Source organism: Geobacter sp. FeAm09, assembly GCF_008330225.1.
Classification (GTDB): Bacteria; Desulfobacterota; Desulfuromonadia; order Geobacterales; family Pseudopelobacteraceae; genus Oryzomonas.
In genome coordinates this window covers 1,458,581-1,483,684 of sequence record NZ_CP042466.1, presented here as the reverse complement: position 1 = coordinate 1,483,684, position 25,104 = coordinate 1,458,581, and the positions used below count along the sequence as shown (strand labels likewise).

Annotated in this window: 21 protein-coding genes and 5 tRNA genes; 5 read left to right on the top strand and 21 right to left on the bottom strand. The window is 59.9% G+C overall.

All coding sequences use genetic code 11. The features are described from left to right. Positions 1 to 253: 253 nt before the first annotated feature. From rpoC to rpoH, 16 genes are all read right to left on the bottom strand, one after another. Complete coding sequence (gene rpoC / locus FO488_RS06965) at positions 254 to 4,468, bottom strand: DNA-directed RNA polymerase subunit beta' (protein ID WP_149209887.1); 4,215 nt, start codon at positions 4,466 to 4,468, stop codon at positions 254 to 256. A 69-nt stretch (positions 4,469 to 4,537) separates the two neighbouring features. Beyond that, positions 4,538 to 9,037: a DNA-directed RNA polymerase subunit beta gene (gene rpoB, locus FO488_RS06960; RefSeq protein ID WP_149209886.1), complete on the bottom strand. Its 4,500-nt coding sequence runs from the start codon at positions 9,035 to 9,037 to the stop codon at positions 4,538 to 4,540. A 154-nt stretch (positions 9,038 to 9,191) separates the two neighbouring features. Continuing rightward, a complete protein-coding gene (gene rplL / locus FO488_RS06955; protein ID WP_149209885.1) occupies positions 9,192 to 9,572 on the bottom strand; it encodes a 50S ribosomal protein L7/L12 in 381 nt (126 codons plus the stop codon). A 50-nt stretch (positions 9,573 to 9,622) separates the two neighbouring features. Beyond that, a complete protein-coding gene (gene rplJ, locus FO488_RS06950) occupies positions 9,623 to 10,147 on the bottom strand; it encodes a 50S ribosomal protein L10 (RefSeq protein WP_149209884.1) in 525 nt (174 codons plus the stop codon). A gap of 174 nt (positions 10,148 to 10,321) precedes the next feature. Continuing rightward, positions 10,322 to 11,023 carry a 50S ribosomal protein L1 gene (gene rplA, locus FO488_RS06945; RefSeq protein WP_149209883.1) on the bottom strand — a complete coding sequence of 234 codons (702 nt, stop codon included), beginning with the start codon at positions 11,021 to 11,023 and terminating at the stop codon, positions 10,322 to 10,324. Between the two features lie 43 nt (positions 11,024 to 11,066). Beyond that, positions 11,067 to 11,489, bottom strand: coding sequence for a 50S ribosomal protein L11 (gene rplK, locus FO488_RS06940; RefSeq protein ID WP_149209882.1), 423 nt, complete (start codon positions 11,487 to 11,489; stop codon positions 11,067 to 11,069). 57 nt (positions 11,490 to 11,546) lie between these two features. After that, entirely contained in the window at positions 11,547 to 12,074 is a 528-nt protein-coding gene (gene nusG, locus FO488_RS06935; RefSeq protein ID WP_149209881.1) for a transcription termination/antitermination protein NusG, read from the bottom strand. Positions 12,075 to 12,084: 10 nt separating this feature from the next. Next, positions 12,085 to 12,267: a preprotein translocase subunit SecE gene (gene secE, locus FO488_RS06930; RefSeq protein ID WP_149209880.1), complete on the bottom strand. Its 183-nt coding sequence runs from the start codon at positions 12,265 to 12,267 to the stop codon at positions 12,085 to 12,087. A gap of 89 nt (positions 12,268 to 12,356) precedes the next feature. After that, positions 12,357 to 12,433: transfer RNA gene (locus FO488_RS06925), tRNA-Trp, on the bottom strand. Between the two features lie 19 nt (positions 12,434 to 12,452). Further along, positions 12,453 to 12,602, bottom strand: coding sequence for a 50S ribosomal protein L33 (gene rpmG, locus FO488_RS06920; RefSeq protein ID WP_149209879.1), 150 nt, complete (start codon positions 12,600 to 12,602; stop codon positions 12,453 to 12,455). Positions 12,603 to 12,664: 62 nt separating this feature from the next. After that, on the bottom strand, positions 12,665 to 13,855 hold the full coding sequence (gene tuf / locus FO488_RS06915; RefSeq protein ID WP_149209878.1) for an elongation factor Tu: 1,191 nt from the start codon (positions 13,853 to 13,855) through the stop codon (positions 12,665 to 12,667). Between the two features lie 79 nt (positions 13,856 to 13,934). After that, positions 13,935 to 14,010: transfer RNA gene (locus FO488_RS06910), tRNA-Thr, on the bottom strand. Between the two features lie 6 nt (positions 14,011 to 14,016). Continuing rightward, positions 14,017 to 14,093: transfer RNA gene (locus tag FO488_RS06905), tRNA-Gly, on the bottom strand. A gap of 105 nt (positions 14,094 to 14,198) precedes the next feature. After that, a tRNA-Tyr gene (locus FO488_RS06900) sits at positions 14,199 to 14,284 on the bottom strand. 43 nt (positions 14,285 to 14,327) lie between these two features. Beyond that, positions 14,328 to 14,403: transfer RNA gene (locus FO488_RS06895), tRNA-Thr, on the bottom strand. A gap of 149 nt (positions 14,404 to 14,552) precedes the next feature. Beyond that, a complete protein-coding gene (gene rpoH / locus FO488_RS06890; protein WP_149209877.1) occupies positions 14,553 to 15,401 on the bottom strand; it encodes an RNA polymerase sigma factor RpoH in 849 nt (282 codons plus the stop codon). A 274-nt stretch (positions 15,402 to 15,675) separates the two neighbouring features. Between rpoH and FO488_RS06885 the strand changes: the two genes are divergently transcribed. Genes FO488_RS06885 through FO488_RS06865 form a run of 5 tightly spaced genes read left to right on the top strand, consistent with a single transcriptional unit; the run spans position 15,676 to position 19,557 of the window. Beyond that, positions 15,676 to 16,137 (top strand): cytidine/deoxycytidylate deaminase family protein, encoded by a 462-nt coding sequence (locus FO488_RS06885; RefSeq protein ID WP_149209876.1) that lies wholly within the window; start codon positions 15,676 to 15,678, stop codon positions 16,135 to 16,137. A gap of 2 nt (positions 16,138 to 16,139) precedes the next feature. After that, positions 16,140 to 16,592 (top strand): transcriptional regulator NrdR, encoded by a 453-nt coding sequence (gene nrdR / locus FO488_RS06880; RefSeq protein WP_149209875.1) that lies wholly within the window; start codon positions 16,140 to 16,142, stop codon positions 16,590 to 16,592. Next, positions 16,589 to 17,698 carry a bifunctional diaminohydroxyphosphoribosylaminopyrimidine deaminase/5-amino-6-(5-phosphoribosylamino)uracil reductase RibD gene (gene ribD / locus FO488_RS06875; RefSeq protein WP_149209874.1) on the top strand — a complete coding sequence of 370 codons (1,110 nt, stop codon included), beginning with the start codon at positions 16,589 to 16,591 and terminating at the stop codon, positions 17,696 to 17,698. Before nrdR ends, ribD begins: the two co-directional genes overlap by 4 nt. Continuing rightward, positions 17,683 to 18,324 (top strand): riboflavin synthase, encoded by a 642-nt coding sequence (locus tag FO488_RS06870; RefSeq protein WP_149209873.1) that lies wholly within the window; start codon positions 17,683 to 17,685, stop codon positions 18,322 to 18,324. Before ribD ends, FO488_RS06870 begins: the two co-directional genes overlap by 16 nt. A 27-nt stretch (positions 18,325 to 18,351) precedes the next feature. After that, on the top strand, positions 18,352 to 19,557 hold the full coding sequence (locus FO488_RS06865) for a bifunctional 3,4-dihydroxy-2-butanone-4-phosphate synthase/GTP cyclohydrolase II (RefSeq protein WP_149209872.1): 1,206 nt from the start codon (positions 18,352 to 18,354) through the stop codon (positions 19,555 to 19,557). Positions 19,558 to 19,581: 24 nt separating this feature from the next. Here the strand turns inward: FO488_RS06865 and FO488_RS06860 are convergent, their stop codons facing one another. The 5 genes from FO488_RS06860 to FO488_RS06840 all read right to left on the bottom strand — a co-directional run bounded on the left by FO488_RS06860 (position 19,582) and on the right by FO488_RS06840 (position 25,097). Beyond that, on the bottom strand, positions 19,582 to 20,772 hold the full coding sequence (locus FO488_RS06860) for a type II toxin-antitoxin system HipA family toxin (RefSeq protein ID WP_149209871.1): 1,191 nt from the start codon (positions 20,770 to 20,772) through the stop codon (positions 19,582 to 19,584). Positions 20,773 to 20,787: 15 nt separating this feature from the next. After that, a complete protein-coding gene (locus FO488_RS20615) occupies positions 20,788 to 21,081 on the bottom strand; it encodes a helix-turn-helix transcriptional regulator (protein ID WP_149209870.1) in 294 nt (97 codons plus the stop codon). A gap of 371 nt (positions 21,082 to 21,452) precedes the next feature. Then, entirely contained in the window at positions 21,453 to 22,226 is a 774-nt protein-coding gene (locus FO488_RS06850) for a divergent polysaccharide deacetylase family protein (RefSeq protein WP_240732206.1), read from the bottom strand. A 277-nt stretch (positions 22,227 to 22,503) separates the two neighbouring features. Further along, entirely contained in the window at positions 22,504 to 23,868 is a 1,365-nt protein-coding gene (locus FO488_RS06845; RefSeq protein ID WP_149209869.1) for a S41 family peptidase, read from the bottom strand. A 50-nt stretch (positions 23,869 to 23,918) separates the two neighbouring features. After that, a complete protein-coding gene (locus FO488_RS06840; RefSeq protein ID WP_149212104.1) occupies positions 23,919 to 25,097 on the bottom strand; it encodes a murein hydrolase activator EnvC in 1,179 nt (392 codons plus the stop codon). Between the last annotated feature and the right edge of the window lie 7 nt (positions 25,098 to 25,104).

Sequence of the window (25,104 nt, the reverse complement as noted above, 5' to 3'; positions counted from 1 at the left end):
ACCGATCCAGCGCACATGACAATAAGCGAAAGGGAATGGAATAGGTGTAGGGTCGGAATTTACCGACATCTCCATTCATGGCTATTGCGCTGAACCTTGTTACACAGGCGAACTCAAATGGTCCGTATATTTACTACATCCGAACGGCACCTGTCAATTAAAAAAAACAATTTCTTCATTTTTATTAGCTGCGGTGGGGGAGGCGCGCGCACGGCACGCTCCTCCCCCACCAAATCACAGCATAATCCACTACTTATGCAGCTTCTTGTTCGTCGTCCGACAGGTCAGCCACCAGTTCTTCCTGGTGTGCCGCCTCCTGCATCTGCGCTTCGGCCTGCAGACGCAGATGGCGATAGCGCGCCAATCCCGTTCCCGCAGGGATGAGGCGGCCCATGATGACGTTTTCCTTCAGGCCGCGCAGGTAATCGACCTTCCCTTCGATGGCGGCCTGGGTCAGCACCTTGGTCGTCTCCTGGAAGGAAGCCGCCGAGATGAACGACTCGGTGGAGAGCGAAGCCTTGGTGATGCCCAACAAGAGCGGTTCGGCGATGGCCGGGCGCTTGCCGTCGGCAAAGACCTTCTCGTTTTCGTCCTCGAAGACCCAGCGTTCCACCTGATCATCCACCAGCAGGTTGGTATCGCCGACCTCTTTGATGCGGACCCGCCGCAACATCTGGCGCACGATGGTCTCGATATGCTTGTCGTTGATCTTGACCCCCTGGAGACGGTACACCTCCTGGACCTCGTCCACCAGGTACTTGGCCAGTTCCTTGACGCCGAGTACGCGGAGGATGTCGTGGGGGTTCGAAGAACCGTCCATGAGCGCCTCGCCGGCACGCACGTGGTCCCCTTCGTGGACGCTGATGTGCTTGCCTTTGGGGATCAGGTATTCCTTCGGTTCGCCGACCTCGGGAGTAACGACGACCTTGCGCTTGCCCTTGGCATCCTTGCCGAAGGTAACCCGCCCGTCGATCTCGGAGATAACCGCGAAGTCCTTGGGCTTGCGCGCCTCGAACAGCTCGGCGACGCGCGGCAGACCACCGGTGATATCCTTGGTCTTGGTCGTCTCGCGGGGGATCTTGGCGATGATGTCGCCGGCGCTGACCAGGGCATCTTCCTGGACATAGATGTTGGCGCCCACCGGCAGGAAGTAGCGGCCGATGGTCCCGCTGCCGTCGCCGGCAGTATCCTTGATGGCGATGCGCGGACGCTTGTCCGTATCCTTGGTCTCGATGATGACCTTGCGGGAGAGACCGGTGACTTCGTCCAGTTGCTCCTCGATGGTAACGCCTTCCTGGATGTCGCCGAACTTGACCTTACCGGCGACCTCGGTGAGGATCGGCATGGTGTAGGGGTCCCACTCGGCCAGCGTGTCGCCCTGTTTGACGGCTCCGCCCGGGGCGATCCTGATCTTGGCGCCGTACACGACCGTGTATTTCTCGCGTTCGCGGCCGGTTTCGTCGGTGACGGCGATCTCGCCGTTACGGTTCATGACGATATGGTGCCCTTCGTTGTTCACAACGCTGTTGACGTTGATGAACTTGAGCGAACCATCGGTGCGGGCCTCCAGGGAGGTCTGCTCGGCATGGCGGGAAGCGGTACCGCCGATGTGGAAGGTACGCATGGTCAGCTGGGTACCCGGCTCGCCGATGGACTGGGCGGCAATGACGCCGACCGCTTCGCCCATGTTGACGATATGGCCGCGGGCCAGGTCGCGGCCGTAGCACTTGGCGCAGATGCCGCGGCGGCTCTGGCAGGTGAGCACGGAACGGATCTTGACCTTCTCCAGGCCGGCGTCCTCGATCCGCTTCACCAGGTTTTCGTCGATCTCCTGGTTGGCGTCCACCAACACCTCGCCCGTAACCGGGTCGAGGATGTCGTCCAGGGCCACGCGGCCCAGGATACGGTCGCCGATATGCTCGATGATCTCGCCCCCCTCGGTCAGGGACGACACGACCAGACCGTCCAGGGTGCCGCAATCGTCCTCGGTGATGATGGCATCCTGGGCAACGTCCACCAGGCGGCGGGTCAGATAACCGGAGTTGGCGGTTTTCAGCGCCGTATCGGCCAGACCTTTACGGGCACCGTGGGTCGAGATGAAGTACTGGAGAACCGTCAGCCCCTCGCGGAAGTTTGCGGTAATGGGGGTCTCGATGATCTCGCCGGAAGGCTTGGCCATCAAACCACGCATACCGGCCAACTGGCGGATCTGCTGGGCGGAACCACGGGCGCCGGAATCGGCCATCATGTGGATGGCGTTGAAGGACGACTCCTTGATATCCTCCCCGTCCACGATGAAGCTCTCCTTGGAGAGGTTGTCCAGCATCTCCTTGGCGATGTCTTCAGTCGCCTTTGCCCAGATGTCGATGACCTTGTTGTAGCGCTCGCCGTCGGTAATGAGACCCTCGGTGTACTGGTTCTGGATCTCCTTGACCTCGTCCTCGGCCTTGGTGATGATGGCCGCCTTTCCTTCCGGGATGACCATGTCGTCAAGGCAGATGGAGATGCCGGCCAGGTTGGCGTAGCGGAAGCCCATCTCCTTGAGGCGGTCGGCCAGGATAACGGTTTCCTTGCTGTCGGCCAGGCGGTAGCAGGTGTCCACCAGGTTGGACAGTTCCTTCTTGTTGAGCACCTTGTTGATCGTGCTGAACGGCACCTGGGGCGGCAGGATCTCCCGCATGAGGACCCGCCCGATGGTGGTATCGATCAATTGCGGTTTTTCGTCGTCCACGAAGTTCTTCATCCGCACGCGGACCTTGGCCTGCATATCGACCTCGCCGGCATCGAAGGCGATGCGCACCTCGTCGGGCGAGGAGAACACCTTGCCGGTGCCCTTGACCTTGCGGTACATCAGCTTGCCGGTGGCCGGATCGACCTTGGCGCGGCCGCTTTCGTCCGGGTCCGGCTCGTACAGGCGATCGCGGGTCATGTAGTAGGCGCCGAGAACCATGTCCTGGGACGGTACGATGATCGGCTTGCCATGGGCCGGCGACAGGATGTTGTTGGTGGACATCATCAGGACGCGGGCCTCCACCTGGCTCTCGATGGAGAGCGGGAGGTGCACGGCCATCTGGTCACCGTCGAAGTCGGCGTTGAAGGCGGTACAAACCAGCGGGTGCAGCTGAATGGCCTTGCCCTCGATGAGCACCGGTTCAAAGGCCTGGATGCCGAGGCGGTGCAGGGTCGGGGCGCGGTTGAGCATCACCGGATGCTCCTTGATGACCTCTTCCAGCACGTCCCACACCTCGGGGCGCTCCTTCTCCACCATCTTCTTGGCGCTCTTGATGGTGGTGACGTAGCCGCGCTCTTCCAGCTTGTTGTAGATGAAGGGTTTGAACAGCTCCAGGGCCATCTTCTTCGGCAGGCCGCACTGGTGCAGCCGCAGCTCGGGGCCGACGACGATAACCGAACGGCCGGAGTAGTCGACGCGCTTGCCCAGGAGGTTCTGGCGGAACCGGCCCGACTTGCCCTTGAGCATGTCGGACAGGGATTTCAGGGGACGCTTGTTGGGGCCGGCGATGGCGCGGCCGCGGCGGCCGTTGTCGAACAGCGCGTCAACCGCCTCCTGGAGCATCCGCTTCTCGTTGCGGATGATCACCTCGGGCGCCTGCAGTTCGCAGAGGCGCTTCAAGCGGTTGTTGCGGTTGATGACCCGGCGGTACAGGTCGTTCAGGTCGGAGGTGGCGAAGCGGCCGCCATCCAGCGGCACCAGGGGGCGCAGTTCCGGCGGCAGGACCGGGATGCACTCCAGGATCATCCACTCCGGCTTGTTGCCCGAGGACTTGAACGCTTCCACGACCTTGAGGCGCTTGGCGGTCTTTTTGCGCTTCGCCTCGCTGGTGGACTCCATCATCTCGGAACGGAGCGACACCGCCAGTTCGTCCAGGTCGATGGAACGGAGGCAGTTGCGGATGGCTTCGGCCCCCATGCCCCCTTCAAAGGCGTCGCTGCCGTATTCCTGCTGGGCCTTGAGGTATTTCTCCTCCGACATGACCTCGCAGAACTGCATCGGCGTGTTCTTGGGGTCGCTGATGACGAACGCCTCGAAGTACAGGACCTTCTCAAGGTCCTTGAGGGTGATGTCCAGCAGGTTGCCGATGCGGGAGGGCAGCGACTTGAGGAACCAGATATGGGCCACCGGGGTGGCCAGGTCGATATGTCCCAGCCGCTCCCGGCGCACCTTGGAGGGGATAACCTCAACGCCGCACTTTTCGCAGATGATGCCGCGATGCTTCATGCGCTTGTACTTGCCGCAGTTGCACTCGTAGTCCTTGGTGGGACCGAAGATCTTGGCGCAGAACAGACCGTCCCGCTCCGGTTTGAAGGTGCGGTAATTGATCGTTTCCGGCTTCTTGACCTCGCCGTGGGAACGTTCCCGAATCTTCTCGGGCGACGAAACCGATATCCGTATAGCTGAAAAGTGGAGTGGATCTTTTGGTTTATCGAAAAAACTGAAATAATCTTCCACGTTGCTCTCCTCCGTTATTCTGAAGCTCCGTAACGACGCCGGGCCGGCTGTCTACGAAGGTATCTGTAATTATTCCTCGTCCCCTTCCAGCAGTTCCACGTCAAGGCAGAGGGATTGGAGTTCCTTGATGAGGACGTTGAAGGATTCCGGCAGGCCCGGCTCAAGGGTGTGCTTGCCCTTGACGATGGCTTCGTACATCCGCGTCCGGCCGGAGACATCGTCGGACTTGACCGTAAGGAATTCCTGGAGTGCGTAGGAAGCGCCATAGGCCTCCATTGCCCAGACCTCCATCTCGCCCAGCCTCTGGCCGCCGAACTGGGCCTTGCCGCCCAGCGGCTGCTGGGTAACCAGGCTGTAGGGTCCAATGGACCGGGCGTGGATCTTGTCGTCAACCAGGTGATGCAGCTTGAGGAAGTACATCACGCCCACGGTTACCTTGTGCTTGAACGGTTCGCCGCTGCGGCCGTCGAAGAGGGTGACCTGGCCGGAGGAATGGAATCCGGCCTTTTGCAGCATCCCCTTGATCTTGTCCTCCGAGGCGCCCTCGAAGACCGGCGAGGCCATGGAAACGCCCCGCTGCAGACGGCGGCAGACCTTCAGCAACTCTTCCTGGTCCAGGGTGTCGATGAACTTGGTGAGTTCCTTGTCGTCGTACACGTCCTTGAGGTATGCCTTGAGATTGTCCTCGGAGAGGTGCTTCTGCAGCATCTCCTCGATCTTCCAGCCGATACCCTTGGCCGCCCAGCCCAGATGGGTCTCGATGATCTGGCCGACGTTCATACGGGAAGGAACGCCCAGGGGGTTGAGCACGATCTCCACCGGCCGGCCGTCTTCCATGTACGGCATGTCTTCTTCGGGCAGGATGCGGGAAACGACACCCTTGTTACCGTGGCGGCCGGCCATCTTGTCGCCCACCTGCAGCTTGCGCTTGATGGCGATGTAGACCTTGACCATCTTGATCACGCCCGGCGGCAGGTCGTCGCCGCGCTTGAGCTTCTGTATCTTATCGTCGAAGACGCTGTGAATCAGGTCGATCTGGCGGTTCAGGGTATCCAGCACCTGGCTTACCTTCTCGTCCGTATCCCCTTCGTCGCTGACGGAGATGCCGGCCCAGCGATCCAGCGGCACGCCGTCCAGGGTTTCCTCGGTGATCTTCTTGCCCTTGGCCAGGAGCAGCAGCCCCTCCCCGTCTTCCAGCTTGACCGCCAGGGTCTTGCCCACCAGGAGGCGTTTGAGCTTTCCGATGGCCGAATCGCGGATGATGCGGATCTCGTCCTGCTCGTCCTTGCGGAGCTTGTTCTCTTCCGCCTTTTCGATCAGCTCGGTGCGGGCATCCTTGTCGTTCCCCTTGCGGGAGAAGATCTTGGCGCCGATGACCGTCCCTTCCACACCCGGGGGTACGGTCAGGGAGGTGTCGCGGACATCGCCGGCCTTTTCGCCGAAGATGGCGCGCAGCAGCTTTTCCTCGGGGGAGAGCTGGGTTTCGCCCTTGGGGGTGATCTTGCCCACCAGGATGTCGCCCGGCCTGACCTCGGCACCGATGCGGATGATGCCGGATTCGTCCAGGTCCTTGAGGGTTTCCTCACCCAGGTTGGGGATATCGGCGGTGATCTCTTCCTTGCCCAGCTTGGTGTCCCGGGCGACGCACTCGAACTCCTCGATGTGGATCGAGGTGTAGCGGTCTTCCTTCACCATCTTCTCGGACACCAGGATGGAGTCCTCGTAGTTGTAGCCGCCCCACGGCATGAAGGCCACGACGATGTTCTGGCCCAGGGCCAGCTCGCCCATGTCGGTGGAGGGGCCGTCGGCGATCACGTCGCCCCGCTTGACCTTGTCGCCCACCTTGACCACCGGCCGGTTGTTGATGCAGGTGTTCTGGTTGGAGCGGGCAAACTTGATCATGTTGTAGATATCGACGCCGGTGCCGGTTTCGTCGTGCTCGTCCTCGTCGATCTTGATGACGATGCGGGAGGCGTCCACCGACTCCACCTCACCCTTGTGGCGGGCGATGACGGAAACACCGGAGTCCTTGGCCACGATCCGCTCCATGCCGGTGCCGACCAGGGGGGAGTCGGCCCGCAGCAGGGGCACGGCCTGGCGCTGCATGTTGGAGCCCATCAGGGCGCGGTTGGCGTCGTCGTTTTCCAGGAACGGAATCAGGGCGGCGGCGACCGACACCAACTGCTTCGGGGCCACGTCCATCAGCTCGATCTCGTCGCGATGCACCAGGATGAACTCGCCGCTCTTGCGGGCCGAGACGTAGTCGTTGACGAAGCGGCCGCTCTTGTCCACCTCGGCGTTGGCCTGGGCGATGGCGTGCCCCTCCTCCTCCAGGGCCGAGAAGAAGCGGACCTCGCTGGTCAGCTTGCCGTCCTGGACGATGCGATACGGGGTTTCCACGAAGCCGTGCTCGTTGATGCGGGCATAGGTGGAAAGGGAGGCGATCAGGCCGATGTTCGGACCTTCAGGCGTTTCGATCGGGCAGACGCGGCCGTAGTGGGTCGGATGAACGTCGCGGACTTCGAAGCCGGCGCGCTCGCGGGTCAGGCCGCCAGGTCCGAGGGCCGAAAGACGGCGCTTGTGGGTAACCTCGGACAGCGGATTCGTCTGGTCCATGAACTGGGAGAGCTGGGACGAACCGAAGAACTCCTTGACCACGGCCGAAACCGGTTTGGAGTTGATCAGGTCGTGGGGCATGAGGTTTTCCACCTCCTGCAGACTCATGCGCTCCTTGATGGCGCGCTCCATGCGCACCAGGCCGATGCGGTACTGGTTCTCCAGGAGTTCGCCCACGGCGCGCACCCGGCGGTTGCCCAGGTGGTCGATGTCGTCGATGGTGCCGCGACCGTTTTTCAGGTCGATCAGGTACCGGACGATCTCCAGAATGTCGTTCTTGGACGACGCGGCGATGAGATCGGCGTACAGGTCCTCGAAGATCATCCGGTTGCGGCGCAGGATCTCAATGGCGCGGCGGTTCTCGTCGAACACGCCCTGGTCGATCACCTCGGACAGTTTGACGGTCGCTGCGCTCAGGGCCATGGGGGCGAAAACGTCCTTCTGGAAGAAGTCGTGGTCCTTGAAGAGGTTGTTGAATTCCTGGACCACCTGCTCCACCAGCTTTTCGGGCACCGGCTGGGCAAGGTCGCTCTTCTTGAGCGTTTTCACCAGTTCCGCGGGAAGCTTCATCATCAGGTACTGGGAGAACTGGTCCTCACCCTTGGCAAGACGGGCCACAAGCTCCTGGGGATTCAGGATGTCCTCCACGGCCAGCTGGCTTGGGGCGTTGAGCACCGTGCAATCCGGCCAGACCTTGAGGCCGAGCTTGTAATTCAGTTTGAGGCGCCCCACGGCTGACAGGTCGTACCGTTCCGGGTTGAAGAACAGGTTGTCGAACAGCGCCAGAGAACTCTTCAGGGTCGGGGGATCGCCCGGACGCAGGCGGCGGTAGATCTCGATCAGCGCCTCGTCGGTGCTGGCCACCTTGTCCACCAACAGGGTGTCGCGGAAGGACGAGGTGATGTGCAGGTTGTCGATGAAGAGCACGCTGAAGCTCTGCACGCCCCGGGCCGTGATCTCGTCGAATTTGGCGGCGGTCACCTCCTCGTTGCACTCTACGAGGACTTCACCGGTGGCGGGGTCGATGATGTCCGACGAGGCATAACGGCCAATGACGCCGTCGGCGGCAACCGGCACGGTCTTGATGCCGTGCTCGGAGAGCTTCTTGATGGAGGCCTTGGTGTATTTACGGTTGGCCTTGACGATCACCTCGCCGCTCTTGGGGTCAACCACGTCCACCGTGGACTTCTGCAGGGTGAGCAGTTCGGGATCGATGCCCTTGGTGAGGGACTCGCCGTTGATGAAGATCTCTTCGCTCTTGTAGTAATAGTTGAGGAGTTGCTCGACCGAATAGCCGAGGGCCTTGAGCAATACCGTTGCCGGCATCTTGCGCCGGCGGTCGATACGCACGTAGAGAATGTCTTTATGGTCAAACTCGAAATCAAGCCATGATCCGCGGTACGGGATCACCCTTGCCGAGTAGAGAACTTTGCCGCTGGAGTGGGTCTTGCCCTTGTCGTGATCGTAGAACACGCCGGGGGAGCGGTGCAACTGGCTGACAATGACGCGCTCCGTGCCGTTGATGATGAACGTCCCGTTATCGGTCATCAGCGGAATCTCGCCGAAATAGACCTCCTGCTCCTTGATATCCTTGATCGCCCTGACGCCGGTTTCCTTGCCGGATTCCCAGATGACCAGGCGCACCTTGACCTTCATGGGCGCAGCAAAGGTCATCCCGCGTTGATGACATTCCTCCACATCGTATTTCGGCTTGTTGAGCGTATAGGAAACGTACTCCAACGACGCGCTCTCGCTGAAGTCCTTGATGGGGAACACGCTTCTGAAAACGGCTTCGAGGCCGATGTTTTTCCGGGATTCGGGTGCAACCTCCTGTTGCAGGAAACGGTGGTAGGAGTTTTTTTGTATGTCAATCAGATTGGGAATATCAATGATATTTTTAATCTTGGCAAAGTTTTTACGCAACAAGTGGTTATTGGCGATCGAATAAGCCATAGCTTCTCCTTTGGCGAGTATCATCAAGGCATCCGGCAAACGCGTAACTAGCCGGATTTACAGACTACCAGAACGGGAGGGGATTTGTTGAAACAGCACAAGCCAAGGCCGCTCAAGGCGACCTTGGCTTACATTTCTATTAAGGTACGGCGTACTATTTGATCTCGACTTCGGCGCCGGCTTCAACCAGCTGTTTTTTGGCATCTTCGGCTTCCTGCTTGGAAACGCCGGTCTTCACGGTGCCGGGGGCGCCGTCAACCAGGTCCTTGGCTTCTTTCAGGCCGAGGCTGGTCAGTGCGCGGACAACCTTGATGACATTGATCTTGTTGGCGCCGGCAGCCTTGAGAATGACGTCGAATTCGGTCTTCTCTTCAGCGGGCTCGGCAGAGGCAGCGGGGCCGGCAGCAGCGGCAACGGCAACCGGAGCGGCAGCGGACACGCCGAATTTGTCTTCGAGTTCCTTAACGAGTTCGGAAAGCTCGAGCACGGTCATATTTTCGATAAAGCTGATTACTTCTTCCTTGGTGATAGCCATGTAAATAATCCTCCGATAGGTTTAATGTAGCGTAGTTGTCAATTGGGTGGCTAGTTGCCGGCCTTCTGGGCGCGAATGGCGTCCAGGGCGCGAACCAGCGAACTCGGCAGTGCCGCAAGCACGCCGACGAAGTTGGTGGCGGGCGCCTGCATGGAGCCCAGCATCTTGGCGATGAGGACCTCACGCGAGGGCAGGTCTGCCAATGCCTGGATCTGCTTCACGTCCAGCAGTTTGCCGGAAAGAACGCCGGCCTTCAGGACGAATTTGCCCTGGGGGTCCTTGGCGAATTTGCTGAGCACCTTGGCGGCGCTGACCGGATCGTCATACGTGATGGCGACGGCGGTCGGCCCTGCCAGATACGGGCTGAGCGGTTCGGCGTCCGTGCCCTTGGCGGCCAGGTCGAGCAGGGTATTCTTGAATACCTTGTACTCGACGGATGCGCCGCGCAGCTCGTTGCGAAGGCTGGTGGCCTGTCCCACGCTCATGCCGCGGAAATCGGCCAGAAAGACCGCCTTGGCGCGTGTGAGCCGCTCATGCATCTCGGTTACCAGTTCCTGCTTGCTATTCTTGTTCAAGCGACTTCCTCCTTTCTTTTGGTATCTGGGGCAAAGCCCCGGCCAAAGTCAGGAAGCGCAAGGAGTGAGCCTTACGTTACCCAAGTCTCGGCAGGTCCGGCCGCATCACCGGATTAAGCTGTGCGTGCGCCTGCTGTCTTTGACTTTGGCTGCAGAATCGTTACAGCGGGACGACTAGATCTGTGCCGTCACTTCGCTGATATCGAGGTTAATCCCGGCCCCCATGGTGGAGGAGAGGGAGATCTTCTTGATATAAGTGCCTTTGGCGGCGGAAGGCTTGGCCTTCACCAGCGCTTCGACCAGCGCCAGCACGTTGCCCTTGAGGCTCTCGGCGTCGAAGGACACCTTCCCTACCGGGGCGTGGACGATACCGGCCTTTTCGACGCGGAACTCGACCTTACCGGCCTTGCACTCTTTAACCGCTTTCCCGATCTCGAACGTGACGGTGCCGACCTTGGGGTTCGGCATCAGACCGCGGGGACCGAGCAGCTTGCCGATCTTGCCGACCACACCCATCATGTCCGGCGTGGCAATGGCGGTATCGAACTCGAACCAGCCACCCTGGATCTTTGCCACCAGGTCGTCGGAACCGACGTAGTCTGCACCGGCGTCAAGGGCTTCCTTTTCCTTCTCACCCTTGGCAAACACCAGGACACGCACGTTCTTGCCCAGGCCATTGGGCAGCACAACCGCCCCACGGACCATCTGATCGGCATGGCGCGGGTCAACGCCCAGCTTCACGGCGACATCGACGGTTTCGTCAAATTTGGCATAGGCGGTCTGCTTGACAACATCAAGGGCGGCCCCAAGGGGATACACCTTGGTTCTGTCTATCTGAGACATCGCCGCCGTATGCTTTTTCGCGCTCTTCGACATGATACAACCTCTCTCTGGTTCTTTTGAATATATAAACCCGTGACTAGACGATATCGACGCCCATGGAGCGGGCAGTCCCTTCAACGGTTCTCATGGCGGCTTCCACGGAAGCGGCGTTGAGGTCCGGCATCTTCTTCTTGGCGATCTCTTCGACCTGCGCCTTGGTCAGTTTGCCGACCTTGGTCTTGTTGGGAACGGCGGAGCCGCTCGCAATGCCCAGCGCCTTCTTGATCAGGACGGGAACCGGAGGCGTCTTGGTGATGAACGTGAAGGAACGGTCGGCGTAGACCGTGATGACGACCGGGGTAATGGTACCTTCGTCCGCCTGGGTCTTGGCGTTGAACGCCTTGCAGAATTCCATGATGTTGACGCCGTGCTGACCAAGCGCCGGTCCGATGGGAGGTGACGGATTAGCCTTGCCGGCGGGTACTTGCAGCTTGATATAGCCTGTGATCTTCTTTGCCATTATGGTGCTCCTTTGTGTGACAAATGCCGTTTCTCTATTATGACGCTTGTTCGCGAATTAATTCTTTTCCACCTGCATGAATTCGAGCTCGACCGGCGTCGCCCGGCCAAAAATCGTGACCGTGACGCGCAACTTGCCCTTGTCCGGCTTGACGTCTTCCACAATACCCGAGAAGTTGAGGAAGGGACCATCGACGACCCTCACGGTCTCGCCGACTTCGAACTGCACCTTCGGCCGCGGTTTTTCAGCGCCCTCTTCCATGCGGCGGGAAATCTTGTTCACTTCTTCATCACTGATGGGAAACGGCGTGTTGCCGCCCACAAAGCCGGTGACCTTGGCTGTTTCCTTCACAATGTGCCACGTCTCGTCGGTCAGCTCCATCTTGACGAGGATGTAACCGGGGAAAAACTTGCGGGAAGAGGTTTTCTTTTCACCCTTTTTCAACTCGACGACGGTTTCGGAGGGGATCAGGATCTCTTCGAAAAACTCCTCCACGCCTTCGTTCTTTATGCGTTCATTCAGGTTCAGCCTGACTTTGTTTTCAAATCCTGAATAGGTGTGAACCCCATACCACTTTTTGGACATAATAAATCCTTTATCCCAGTATAAGCCGCATCAGCTTGGCCAGGACGATATCGCAAGCCCCCAGGTAAATCGAGATAAGAAAGATGATGACGACCACAACGCCGGTTGTGGCCACGGTTTCCTTACGGGTTGGCCAGGTAACCTTGCCAAGCTCAATCTTAACCGATTCGAGAAAAGTTTTTACGTTTTGCACGTGAGCTCCTGTAGTGACCGACAAACCGTCTTTGGTGTCACGCCACCGTCAGTGGCGTTTTCCCGCTCGCTGAACGCTGATGGGAAAAATGGCAGGCCAGGAGGGATTCGAACCCCCAACATCCGGTTTTGGAGACCGGCGCTCTAGCCGTTAGAGCTACTGGCCTGCACGCCCGAAAACAACGATTATTTGGATTCCTTGTGAGGAGTGTGTTTACGACAAAAACGGCAATACTTGCTGAATTCGAGTTTCTCCGGCTTGGTCCGTTTGTTCTTGGTGGTCGTGTAATTCTTCTGCTTACACTCGGTGCAGGAAAGGGTAATAATGTCTCTCATTTGACTATTCCTTTAACAGTGACGCCGCTGCGGCCGGAGACGACCGCAGCGGCGTTCGGAAATTATTCGATGATCGAGCTGACGACGCCGGCGCCAACGGTACGGCCACCTTCACGGATGGCGAAACGCAAACCTTCGTCCATGGCGATCGGGGTGATCAGTTTCACGGTCATGGCAACGTTGTCGCCCGGCATGACCATCTCAATACCCGCGGGAAGTTCGGCAACGCCCGTCACGTCCGTGGTACGGAAGTAGAACTGCGGACGGTACCCGTTGAAGAACGGAGTATGGCGGCCACCCTCTTCCTTGGTCAGGACGTACGCTTCGGCCTTGAACTTGGTGTGCGGGGTGATGCTGCCCGGCTTCGCCAACACCTGGCCGCGCTCGATGTCCTCACGCTTCACGCCGCGCAGCAGCGCACCGATGTTGTCGCCGGCACGACCTTCGTCCAGCAGCTTGCGGAACATCTCCACGCCCGTAACCGTGGTCTTGGCCGTGGCCTTGATGCCGACGATCTCGACCTCTTCGCCAACCTTGACGATACCGCGCTCAACACGGCCGGTGGCAACCGTACCGCGACCGGAGATGGAGAACACGTCTTCCACCGGCATCAGGAACGGCTTGTCGATGGCGCGCTCCGGATCGGGGATGTAGGCATCGACCGCATCCATCAGGGCAATGATGGCCGGCTCGGCCAGTTCGCCCTTCTCGCCGTTCAGCGCCTGCAGGGCCGAACCTTTGATGATGGGAATGTCGTCGCCCGGGAAGTCGTAGCTGGACAGCAGTTCGCGGATCTCCAACTCCACCAGCTCCAGCAGCTCGGCGTCGTCCACCATGTCGGCCTTGTTCAGGAACACGACGATATAGGGTACGCCTACCTGGCGGGCAAGCAGGATGTGCTCACGCGTCTGGGGCATGGGGCCGTCGGCGGCGGACACGACCAGGATCGCGCCGTCCATCTGCGCGGCACCAGTGATCATGTTCTTCACGTAGTCGGCATGGCCCGGGCAGTCAACGTGGGCGTAGTGACGCTTGTCCGTCTCGTATTCAACGTGCGCAGTGGCAATCGTAATACCGCGCTCACGCTCTTCAGGAGCGTTGTCGATCTGGTCGAATGCCTTGAATTCGGCCTGACCCTTACCGGCCAATACCTTCGTGATCGCTGCCGTCAAAGTGGTCTTGCCGTGGTCAACGTGACCTATCGTCCCGATGTTTACATGCGGTTTGTTACGCTCGAATTTAGCCTTCGCCATGATAACAGGCCCTCCTCATTCATTGCCTTTTGTTTTGTCTACCTGCACGCTGTTATGTTGTGGTGATGCTGAAATGAAATGGAGCCCACATCCGGACTCGAACCGGAGACCTCTTCCTTACCAAGGAAGTGCTCTACCTCCTGAGCTATGTGGGCGATAACTGGAGCGGGAAACGGGACTCGAACCCGCGACCCTCAGCTTGGAAGGCTGATGCTCTAGCCAACTGAGCTACTCCCGCGCTACCAGATGAAGATATTTGGAAACCACCCCAACACAATCCTTACCAGTTCAAACGACCGAAGTCTCCTGGATTCACACCTGCTGCCGGCTTCCGATGATTGTATGGTGGAGGGAGGAGGATTCGAACCTCCGAAGTCGTACGACGACAGATTTACAGTCTGTTCCCTTTGGCCGCTCGGGAATCCCTCCAGGGAGAACGGTACTAAAGCCAAGTAATCCATTTTCTGTTCGCTGGAGCTGGCGATGGGACTCGAACCCGCAACCTGCTGATTACAAGTCAGCTGCTCTACCAATTGAGCTACGCCAGCACTTGTTTCATTAATCGCGAAACAGAATTTGTTTATTTAAAGAAACACGCCGACAAAGTCAAGGTTTTTTTCTGATCTGCAAAAAAAGTTTTTCGCACGCCCGTCCTGTCGGGGGGGCACCACCGTGTCACACCCAGAGGGTGCAGCGCCTAAGCTGCCGATAATAGTGGGGTAAGTGCGATCTTCATCTTTTTCAGCGCCCCCTCCTCTATCTGGCGGACCCGTTCCCGCGAGATGGAGAAATGGGTGGCGATTTCCTGGAGAGTCAGGGGTTCTTCGGCGCTTATCCGTTTTTCCACGATGAAGCGCTCTTTTTCGTTCAACCCGGCCACCACCTGCGCCACCTGCTGGTGGAGCTGCCGGCTCTCCTGGAACTCGGACAGCGCCTCCTCCTGGTTTTGCCGGTCATCGGCCAGGTTTTCCAGCAGCGTAAAGCCGTCGCCACCGGGGATCTCAGCATCCAGGGAGGCCTCCCCGTGGAGGCGCTGCTCCATCTCCACCACCTCCTGATCGCTCACATTGAGCGACAGGGCCGTGGCATGGAGATCGTCCTCCCCGTTGCCCAACCTGCGGATGGCGTCCTTGGCTTCCCGCAACTTGAAGAACAGCTTGCGCTGCGCCTGGGTGGTGCCGATCTTGAGGAGGCTCCAGGCGGAGACGATGTGATTCTGGATATAGGCCCGTATCCACCAGACCGCATAGGAGATCAGGCGGATCCCCTTGTAGGGATTGAACTTGCGCACCGCCATCATCAGGCCGATATTGCCCTCCTGGATCAGGTCGAGCATCTTCATCCCGTAATGGCGATATTCGGAGGCCACCTTGACCACAAACCGCAGGTTCGCGGTGATCAGCGAATGGGCCGCCTCCAGGTCCTTTTCCTCGAAAAACTTCACCGCAAAGCGGTGCTCCTCGTCCTCCGAGAGGATGGGGAACCTTCTGATCTCCGAAAGATACAGGGTCAAACTGTCGGCTACAACCGGAAGACGTGTAACCATATGGATTCTCCTGTAAAGGAAATTGATGACGTTCCCGGAAGAGTGTTAGCACTCTTCGCGTCTGACTGCTAAATACTATCACCCGTCCGGCAAAAATGCAAGACCTTCGCGGAAAGACAATTATACTAGACATTTCAAGCAAATAAGGCGTGCCGTCCCCACCGTTTCCCCCCGGATGCCCGGCGCCCGCCCACCATGTCGCTGCTTACATATTGACCTCATGCGGATATTGGAGTAATTTGATGCACATCTTGTGAGCAAAGAGACGTTATTTATGCCCCGCCCATCATGGGACCAGTACTTCATGGACATCACCCGCCTGGTCGCGACGCGTTCCACGTGCCTGCGCCGACAGGTCGGGGCGATACTTGTCAAAGACCGCAACATCCTTGCCACAGGCTACAACGGCGTCCCTTCCGGCATCAGCCACTGTGACGCCACCGGTTGCCTGCGGGAACGGCTTCGCGTCCCTTCCGGCGAGCGCCACGAATTGTGCCGCGGCCTGCACGCCGAACAAAACGCCATCATCCAGGCTGCACGCCACGGCACCAATATCGACGGCGCCACCCTCTACTGCACCACCATGCCCTGTATCATCTGCACCAAGATGATCATCAACGCCGGCATACGCGCCATCATCTACGGCGAGGGGTATGCCGACGAACTTGCTCGGGAAATGACCACCGAAAGCGGCATAGACGTGATACAATTTATTGGCGACACCGGAGGGTCCTGACTGTGAAATGCCCTTTTTGCAACCATCCCGACAGCAAGGTTGTGGACTCGCGCCCCGACAAGGGGGGAGCCACCATCAGGCGCCGGCGGGAGTGCGAGGGATGCGCCAAGCGGTTCACCACCCACGAGCGCATCGAAGAAATGCTTCCCCTGGTATGCAAAAAGGACGGGCGCCGCGAGCCGTTCGACCGGATGAAGATCGTCTCAGGCATCAAGAAGGCCTGTGAAAAGCGCCCCATCTCCATCGACGAGATCGAACGCCTGGTGGACCGGCTGGAAAGCAGGATACAGGAGTCCTCCGAGCGGGAGATATCCACGACGGCTATCGGAGAATGGCTCATGAAGGAGCTGCACGGCATGGACGAAGTGGCCTATGTCCGTTTTGCCTCCGTCTACCGGTCGTTCCGCGATATTGGCGAATTCATGCAGGAGTTACAGGAGCTGCTCAAAAAATGAGTGAACAGGACCAACGGCATATGAAACGGGCTCTCACCCTGGCCCGCAAGGGGATCGGCAAAACGTCGCCCAACCCTGCGGTGGGGTGCGTCGTTGTCAAGGACGGCCGCGTTGTCGGCGAGGGGTGGCACCAGAAGGCCGGGCAGCCCCATGCCGAAGTAAACGCGCTCGCCATGGCCGGTGCCGAGGCACAGGGCGCCGATGTCTTCGTCACGCTGGAGCCCTGCAGCCACACCGGCCGTACCCCTCCCTGCGCCAAGGCCCTGATCGCCGCCGGCGTACGGCGGGTGGTCGCCGGCATGGTGGACCCCAACCCCCAGGTGGCGGGCAAGGGCTTCGCCCTCTTGCGCAAGGCCGGCATCATCGTGGAGCACGGCGTCATGGAGGCCGAGTGCCGGGCCATCAACCGCCCCTTCATCAAGCACATCACCACCGGCCTCCCCTACGTGACCTACAAGTGCGCCATGACCCTGGACGGCAACATCGCGACCGTCACCGGCGAGTCCCAGTGGATCAGCTGCCTTGATTCGCGGCGCTACACCCACCGGCTGCGGGCGGCACACGATGCCATCATGGTGGGCGTGGATACGATCATCGCCGACAACCCCCAATTGACGGTACGCCACGTAAAGGGGCGCAACCCCCAGCGGATCATCGTGGATACCCGCCTACGGACGCCGGAGAGCGTCGGCGTGCTCAGCGAAAGCATGGCCCACGACACCATCATCGCCACCACCGAAAGCAATCCCCGGGTGCATCTGCGCTACACCCGGCAGGGAGCCACCGTCGTCGTCTGCGACGAATACGACGGCCGGGTATCCATGGTGGATCTCCTGCAGAAGCTCGGCAAGCGGGGCATCCAGTCCATCCTTCTCGAAGGGGGGAGCAGGCTGGCGGGGGAGATGCTGCAAAACAACGCCATCGACGAGTTCATCTTCTTCCTGGCGCCCAAGATCATCGGCAGCGACGGGTTCGCGCCCTTCACCCTGCGCGGCATCACCAGCATGGACCAGGCGATCAAGCTGCAATTCGGCCAGATAGCCCACAGCGGCCAGGACATCATCGTCCACGCCTGGCCGGCGGAGGCGACGTGTTCACCGGCCTGATCGAAGACCTGGGGACGGTGGCCTCATTCAGGCGCAGCGCCAAGGCGGCCGTGCTCGGCATCGCAACCGCCCTGCCCGTGGACGGGATCGCCCTGGGGGACTCGGTGGCGGTCAACGGCATCTGCCTGACGGTCACCAGCATCAGCGGCACGGTGCTGACCTTCGACGTCTCGCCGGAGACCATCTCCAAGAGCACCTTCGACACCCTGAAAACGGGCGACAAGGTCAACCTGGAGCGGGCTCTGCGCATGGGGGACCGCCTGGGGGGGCACATCGTGACCGGCCATGTGGACTGCTGCGGCATGCTGGCGAGGATCGAGCAGGCTTCCGGGTATCATGTCCTGAGCTTCACGCTCCCGGCCGAATTCGGGCGTTATTTGGTCAAAAAGGGGTCGGTGGCCATAAACGGCATCAGCCTCACCGTGAACGAGGTGAGCGGCGACGGGTTCACCGTCACCGTGATCCCCCACTCCTTCGCCACGACGACCCTGGCCGGCTTGGCGCCGGGAGGCAGGGTGAACATAGAGACCGATATTCTGGGGAAATATATCGAACGCCTGGCCCAGCCCTGGAAGGACAGCGGCGGATTGAGCATGAAGACCTTGGCGGAGAACGGATTTTTGTAGGTAGAACGTAGAAAGGATAGGATTCACATGTCGATAGCAACCATAGAAGAAGCGATAGAGGATATCCGGCAGGGCAAGATGGTCATCCTGGCCGACGACGAGGACCGGGAGAACGAGGGCGACCTGACCATGGCGGCCGAGGCGGTCACGCCGGAGGCGATTAATTTCATGGCCAAATACGGGCGCGGCCTCATCTGCCTGACCATGACGGCCGAAAAGTGCGACGAGCTCGGCCTGCGCCCCATGGTGCGGGACAACACCTCTCCCTTCGAGACCGCGTTCACCATCTCCATCGAGGCGAAACACGGGGTCACCACCGGCATTTCGGCCGCCGACCGGGCCCACACCGTCCTGACCGCCGTTGCCGACAACGCCACCTCCAACGACCTGGTCAGCCCCGGCCATATCTTCCCCCTGCGCGCCCGCAAGGGGGGCGTTCTGGTCCGGTCGGGGCAGACCGAAGGCTCGGTGGACCTGGCGCGCCTGGCGGGGCTCCGGCCGGCCGGCGTCATCTGCGAGATCATGAACGACGACGGCACCATGGCGCGCATGCCGGAGCTGAAGAAATTCGCCCAGGAGCACGACATCAAGATCTGCACCGTGGCCGACCTGGTGGCCTACCGGCTGCGCCACGAGCGCCTCGTGCGCACCGTGGCCGAGGCTCATCTCCCGTCGGTGTACGGCGGCGAGTGGAAGGCCATCGCCTTTGAAAACGACGTGGACCACCTGGATCACATCGCCCTGGTCAAGGGGGAATTCGCCAAGGGCGAATCCATCCTGGTCCGGGTCCATTCCGAGTGCCTGACCGGCGATGTCCTGGGGAGCAAGCGCTGCGACTGCGGCGAGCAGCTGCACCGCGCCATGGAGATGATCGAACGGGAGGGGAAAGGGGTCATCCTCTACATGCGCCAGGAAGGACGCGGCATCGGCCTGATCAACAAGCTCCGCGCCTACGAGCTCCAGGACCGGGGCCGCGACACGGTGGAGGCCAACCTGGAGCTGGGTTTCAAGGCCGACCTGCGGGATTACGGCATCGGCGCCCAGATCCTGCTGGCCCTAGGCATCACCAAGATCCGCCTCCTGACCAACAACCCCAAGAAACTCATCGGCCTGCAGGGGTACGGGATCGACATCATCGAGCGGGTCGCCATAGAGGCGCCCCCCAACGAGAGCAACCGCAAGTATCTCAAGACCAAGCAGGCAAAGATGGGGCACCTGCTGAAGAATCTCTGAGGCAGCCTTCCATGGGCATACTTCTCAGGTCGCGGAAAGGTTCCGGTCGATTTCCCTGAAACGGTCCACATCACCTGCGGCTACCCCATGGGAGACAAACTCCTCCCGCCATGTCGAAACAGCCTCGTACACCTGCCCGATCACCGTGCCGGGCAGGTGTACCCCCCAGGAACGCCCTAATTTCTCCAGTTTTCCTCGGCCCGGATGATACGGGCCACAATCAAAGAGCAAGACGTGTTCATCCCGCTGCCCGATGTTTGGCACCAGATCGAATGCCGGTGAGAGCCTCCACCCCTCGCCGGCTCCATACGTCATCCAGAAATTTTTCAGATGATCGTCAGTGTTGCCGATGACGGCGTTAAATACCATCTGCCTGAACAATGCCTCGGAATCCCTGGCCGGGTCGGCGCTGAACCGCCGCACGATATCCAGCAGTTGTCCATAACGCGCGACATAATAACCATCCGCTTTGAGCAAAGTTTGCATACTGATCATGTGACGGCGCCCGGACGGAACAATATCGAAGCGCTCTACCAGCAACACGTCGCGGCGCCCGCACGGCGACAGAACCGTATTCGGAACGACAAGCCCCGCCTTTCGGGCGAGGGACATGGTTGCCGCCTCGATCCTGACCACATTGACCGTATCTTTTTCGCTTGGAAACTTGGCGATATACCCGATTCCGGCCGACTCGCTGCATACCAATGCCTTGGGACGGGCTCCACCCGGGGAACTTCCCGCACTCAGCAGCATTGTTATCTCCCCGTCCCGTGCCTCGCCACGTTCAAATTTCTCCGCCTCGTGGAGAAGCGTCGAGAGATTGATAACGGATGGATACGCAAGCGGGGGATCAACTTTTTTGTGCCGGGAAAAGGCCAGCGCGCCAAGAGCCGAACCGCCAAGAGCGGCCAGCAAGACAGGCATGTTCTGTCTCTGCTGGGGAATCCCATGTTTCCGTATCAAGAGCTTTCGCCCCCAATCGTCCGGCAGGCTGTCCTCAAATACCTTCGCGACGCCAGGATGGCGGAATTCGAAGATTTCCTGCTGAAGTGGCAGCGATACCGGGTCCAGGGGAAAAGCGTCCACATGTTCGAGAAAACCCGGAGAATAACGAAACGCTCCGCGTGCCAGGCCATAATCATCTATCTCGCAGACCATATCCCCAACCAGTATTTCACTCGTCAGGCGCGACCATACGTTAAGGCGGTACATCATACCAGGATATCCCCCTTATGCTCTCTTTTTGGAAGCCCGTTTGCGGGAAGGAGCGTTTAGCCTGTCGAATTTGGCAAAGAGGTCTTCCTTTGGAGCCAGGATCATATCCAGATCCCTATCGCGGTTGAGCACCCTCAGGGCCTGGACCCAGTGCCCTATCCGGACAGAACCGTCCCCCTCTTCCATTTTGCGGAGCGTCGGTATACTGATCCCGATTCTGGCAGCGAATGCGGCCTGGGAATCGTTTCTCCCAATTCGTTCAGAGCGAAGCCGTGATCCGAGCAAAGAGAGCTGTTGGTCTTCCGTCATTTTCAACCCCATATAACACAAAAAATATTTTATATTATGTCGGACTTCACGATTTAATACAAAATATTTTTTATGATGATCATCCAGCGGCAAGCAGCGGGGCATCTATGGTCTTATTGGATACAGCGATCGCCCCGAGGGGCGGGGAATTGGCCCCTTGGAGACCAAAGAATTAAAACCTTGAAATTACGTATAAATTCAATTCCAAGCAGAGTTGAAGGAGGTCTGGGGGCACAGCTGGAAAGTATTTGAAAGGCCCTGGTGTTCAATGTCAGAAACGAACGTCCAATGAGTCCAGCAGACCCGGTCGCGATGAACCTGCGCTGGGTCGCCGGCCGAGAAGTGCTACCATCCCCACCAATAAACACTAATCATCGCACCAGGCGCGACACCGGCACCAGGGTGATCCCCTGCCCGGCCAGGGTCGGCAGCGCTTCGGCCAGGGTGGCGATGGTCGCCGGGTGCGGGTGGCAGATGGCGATGGCCGAGCCGTTTTTTCGCGCCAGGCGCACCGCCTGGGCCAGTTGCCCGCGGATATAGGCGCCGTCCTGCTCGTTATCGAGAAACACGTTCCGCTTCGCCGTCTTCACCCCCATCTCGCGCGCCAGGCGCAGCCCCACCGTCTTGGGCGTGGTCACGCTGTCCACGAAGAACAGTCCCCTCCCCTTCAATACCTCCAGTACCGTGCGCATCTTGTCCTCGTGCTCGGTGAACTCGGAGCCCATGTGGTTGTTCACCCCATGGGCCCGGGGGATGCGGAGCGCATAGTCGCCCATATGCTCGCGGATGGCGGCGTCGTCCATGGCGAGCAGGAGTCCGTTGGCCTCAAGCCTGCGCTGGGGCCACCCCTTGGACTGCATGGGGATGTGGATCATGGTCTCGATACCGCCCTGGGCGGCGAAATCGGCCACATCCCGATCGTGGCGCAGGCCGGGGATGATGGAGAAGGTCACGGGAAGGCCGATGCCTGCCAGGGCGCGGGCCTCCTGCATGCTGTTCCCCATGTCGTCGATGATGACGGCCAACTGTCCACGGGCGCCATCCTTCCGTCCCGGGGCCGGTTGCTCCTGCTCCTCTTCCACGGCGGCGGGTTCCCGGGGATACTCTTTATGGGTCGGCTCCGGTGGCGCGGGTACCGGCGCCACCGGTACCGCGGGGTGCGCCGGCGGGGGGTGCTCCGTCCGGCCGCGGGCGGCTGGTGTGCAGGGGGGGGAGAAACGGGGGACGGGGCGGGGCCCCGGCGGGCGTTCAGCAGGTAAAGCCCGGCGGCGGCAACGATGAGGGCCACAACAACCAGGGCGGCAATACGGCTGCCGCCCCGGCTCTGCTTGGATCTTCTGTTTTTGGGTCTGTTCGCCATGGCGTTGCGGGACGGTAGCCTGCCCGGGGCGCCGGTTTCCCGTGCGCCCCCGGGCGGCTACCCTACTTGCCCGGCCCCATGGTCTTCAGGATGTCCCACCCCTTGAGGAGGTCAAGGGCGCGCATGGCCTGATAGTCGTTCTTCAGGGCGTCGTCGATCTTCTGCTGGGTGCCTTTTTCCTTTTCCTTTTTGACGTCCTTTTTGGCGGCGCCCTGGTCGGTCTTGTCCTCGTTTTCGAAATGGTGCTCCAGATCCTTCTCGCGGATGTGCATGAACTCTTTCTTCTCAGCAGTTTCCTTGGGCAGTTCCAGACGCTCGACCGTGATGTCGGGGGTTATGCCCTTGGCCTGGATGGAGCGCCCCTTGGGCGTATAGTACCGGGCCGTGGTGAGGCGCAGGCCGGAATCGTCCGAGAGCGGGATGATGGTCTGGACCGACCCCTTGCCGAAGCTCTGGGTCCCCATGATGATGGCCCGCTTGTGGTCCTGCAGCGCCCCGGCCACGATCTCGGAGGCGCTGGCGCTGCCGCCGTTGATCAGCACGACGATCGCGTAGTTCGGCTCCTTGCCGCCCTTTTTGGCCGTGAACTGCATCTTGGAATCCTTTTCGCGCCCTTCCGTATAGACGACCATCTGCCCTTCGGCGATAAAGTGGTCAACCACCCGTACCGCCTGGTCCAGGAGTCCGCCGGGATCGTTGCGCAGGTCGAGGACCAGTCCCTTGAGGTCGCCTTTGTTCTCCTCCTTGAGGGCTTTCAGGGCCTTGGTGAGGTCTTCATCGGTCTTTTCCTGGAACTGGGCGATGCGCACATACCCGTAGCCGTCGTCCAGCAGGCGGGAACGGACGCTCTTCACCTGGATCACGTCGCGCACCAGGGTAAATTCCTGCGGTTTTTCGTAACCTTCCCGCATGATGGTCAGGACGACCTTGGTCCCCTTGGGGCCGCGCATCCGCTTGACCGCCTCATTGATGTTCAGGTCCTTGGTGAACTTGTCGTCGATCTTGAGGATCTGGTCGCCGGCCTTGATCCCGGCCTTGAAGGCGGGCGTATCCTCGATGGGCGAAATGACGGTCAGGACGCCGTCTTTGGTGGAGATCTCGATCCCCAGACCGCCGAAGGCCCCCTTGGTATCGATCTTCATCTCCTTGTAGGTCTCGGGGGCCATGAAGGAGCTGTGGGGGTCGAGGGACGAGAGCATGCCGTTGATCGCGCCGTAGATGAGCTTCTTGGTATCCACCTCGTCCACGTAGCTCTTCTTGATGATCGCCATGACGTCCGTGAAGAGTTCGATGGACTCGTAATCGCTCCCCTTGCCCTCAGCCGCCGCGTGCCGCTGCGTGCTGATGCCGATGAAAACCACAAGGACAGCTACAACGAGTGCAAAGCCGACCACCATCTTCTTCTTTCTGCTGCCGTTTGTGAACATCTTCTGCCTCCGTTTGTATTGAACACCGTTAGGATATCTTGTGATAATGGTCACCGCACCCAGCCGGCCGGGTCCACCGGCTTGCCCTGGTGCCGTATTTCAAAGTAGAGCATCGGCCCCTTGGCCGAATCCACATCCCCCACCGTGGCCAGCGTCTCGTTCTTGCCGACCTCGGCGCCCACCTTTTTCGTTATCTTCGCGGCGTGGGCGTACAGGCTGAAATAACCGCCGCCATGATCCACGATGATCATGTTGCCGTACCCCTTGAAGTAGTCGGCAAAGATCACGCTGCCGTCGTAGATCGCCTTGATCTCCGTACCGGCTCCGGCGGCGATGGAGAGCCCTTTGCTGAAGGTGTAGGAATTGAATTCCGGGTGTTTGTGCTTGCCGTACGTCTCGATGATGTCGCCCCGGACCGGCAGCGCCATGCGCCCCCTCTGGGAGGCGAAGCCCCGATCCGGCACCGGCGGCAGTTCCGGGAGCGGCTTGAGCTTGCTCCCCGGTTTTTCGTGCCGGGATGAAAGCTTTTTCCGGCTCAGCGCCTCAAGGCGGTTCAGCATGGCCTGCAAACGGGCTGCGTTGGCCTGGAGCTCCTTGAGCGACGATTCGTACCCCTTGCGGTCCTGGCGCACCTTGACCAGGTACGCGAACTTCTTGTTCTTTTCCTGCTCGATCTCGCGTTTTTTGAGGGCTATGCCGTTCTTGATCCGCTCCTTCCTGGTCATATCCTGCTCCAGGGAGGCTTTCAGCCGGCGCAACTCTTCAATCTTGGTAGTATACTCCGCAAATATTTTTTTGTCATTCTCCAGAATGGAGCGCATGTAACGGATATTCTCCGCCATCTGGGGAAACGATTCGGCGGAGAAGAACATGCGCAGCGCGCCCAGTTCGCCCGCCTTGTAGAGCGAGACGAGGCGGCGTTCGATCTCCCGTTTCTTCCGGTTGGTCTCCTCCGTAACCTGGGTGATGGTGCGCCCGGTGCGGTCGAGGTTCGACTCCACATTCCGCAGGTCCCGGTCGAGGCTCCCCAGGTCGTTCATCTTCCGCTCCAGGGAACGGTCGATCTCCTGGAGTTCCGTGGAGACGACCGCTTCGACCTTGCGGCTCTTGGTGATGAGTTGCCGCTTCGCCTTGATCTCCCGCTTGACCCCCTTCAGTTCATCCTTGGGGCTGTCGCCCCACCCGGGTGAAGCCGCTGCGAGCATCAGTAGTATGCATACCAGTCGCATCATTGCT

Bases quoted from the DNA above. Each gene is read 5' to 3' on its own strand.
- rpoH (WP_149209877.1), bottom strand. From the start codon at position 15,401: ATGGTTACACGTCTTCCGGTTGTAGCCGACAGTTTGACCCTGTATCTT.
- rpmG (WP_149209879.1), bottom strand. From the start codon at position 12,602: ATGAGAGACATTATTACCCTTTCCTGCACCGAGTGTAAGCAGAAGAAT.
- nusG (WP_149209881.1), bottom strand. From the start codon at position 12,074: ATGTCCAAAAAGTGGTATGGGGTTCACACCTATTCAGGATTTGAAAAC.
- FO488_RS20615 (WP_149209870.1), bottom strand. From the start codon at position 21,081: ATGACGGAAGACCAACAGCTCTCTTTGCTCGGATCACGGCTTCGCTCT.
- rplL (WP_149209885.1), bottom strand. From the start codon at position 9,572: ATGGCTATCACCAAGGAAGAAGTAATCAGCTTTATCGAAAATATGACC.
- rplK (WP_149209882.1), bottom strand. From the start codon at position 11,489: ATGGCAAAGAAGATCACAGGCTATATCAAGCTGCAAGTACCCGCCGGC.
- FO488_RS06885 (WP_149209876.1), top strand. From the start codon at position 15,676: ATGCCCCGCCCATCATGGGACCAGTACTTCATGGACATCACCCGCCTG.
- tuf (WP_149209878.1), bottom strand. From the start codon at position 13,855: ATGGCGAAGGCTAAATTCGAGCGTAACAAACCGCATGTAAACATCGGG.
- rpoB (WP_149209886.1), bottom strand. From the start codon at position 9,037: ATGGCTTATTCGATCGCCAATAACCACTTGTTGCGTAAAAACTTTGCC.
- FO488_RS06840 (WP_149212104.1), bottom strand. From the start codon at position 25,097: ATGCGACTGGTATGCATACTACTGATGCTCGCAGCGGCTTCACCCGGG.
- rplA (WP_149209883.1), bottom strand. From the start codon at position 11,023: ATGTCGAAGAGCGCGAAAAAGCATACGGCGGCGATGTCTCAGATAGAC.
- FO488_RS06865 (WP_149209872.1), top strand. From the start codon at position 18,352: ATGTCGATAGCAACCATAGAAGAAGCGATAGAGGATATCCGGCAGGGC.
- FO488_RS06845 (WP_149209869.1), bottom strand. From the start codon at position 23,868: ATGTTCACAAACGGCAGCAGAAAGAAGAAGATGGTGGTCGGCTTTGCA.
- FO488_RS06860 (WP_149209871.1), bottom strand. From the start codon at position 20,772: ATGATGTACCGCCTTAACGTATGGTCGCGCCTGACGAGTGAAATACTG.
- ribD (WP_149209874.1), top strand. From the start codon at position 16,589: ATGAGTGAACAGGACCAACGGCATATGAAACGGGCTCTCACCCTGGCC.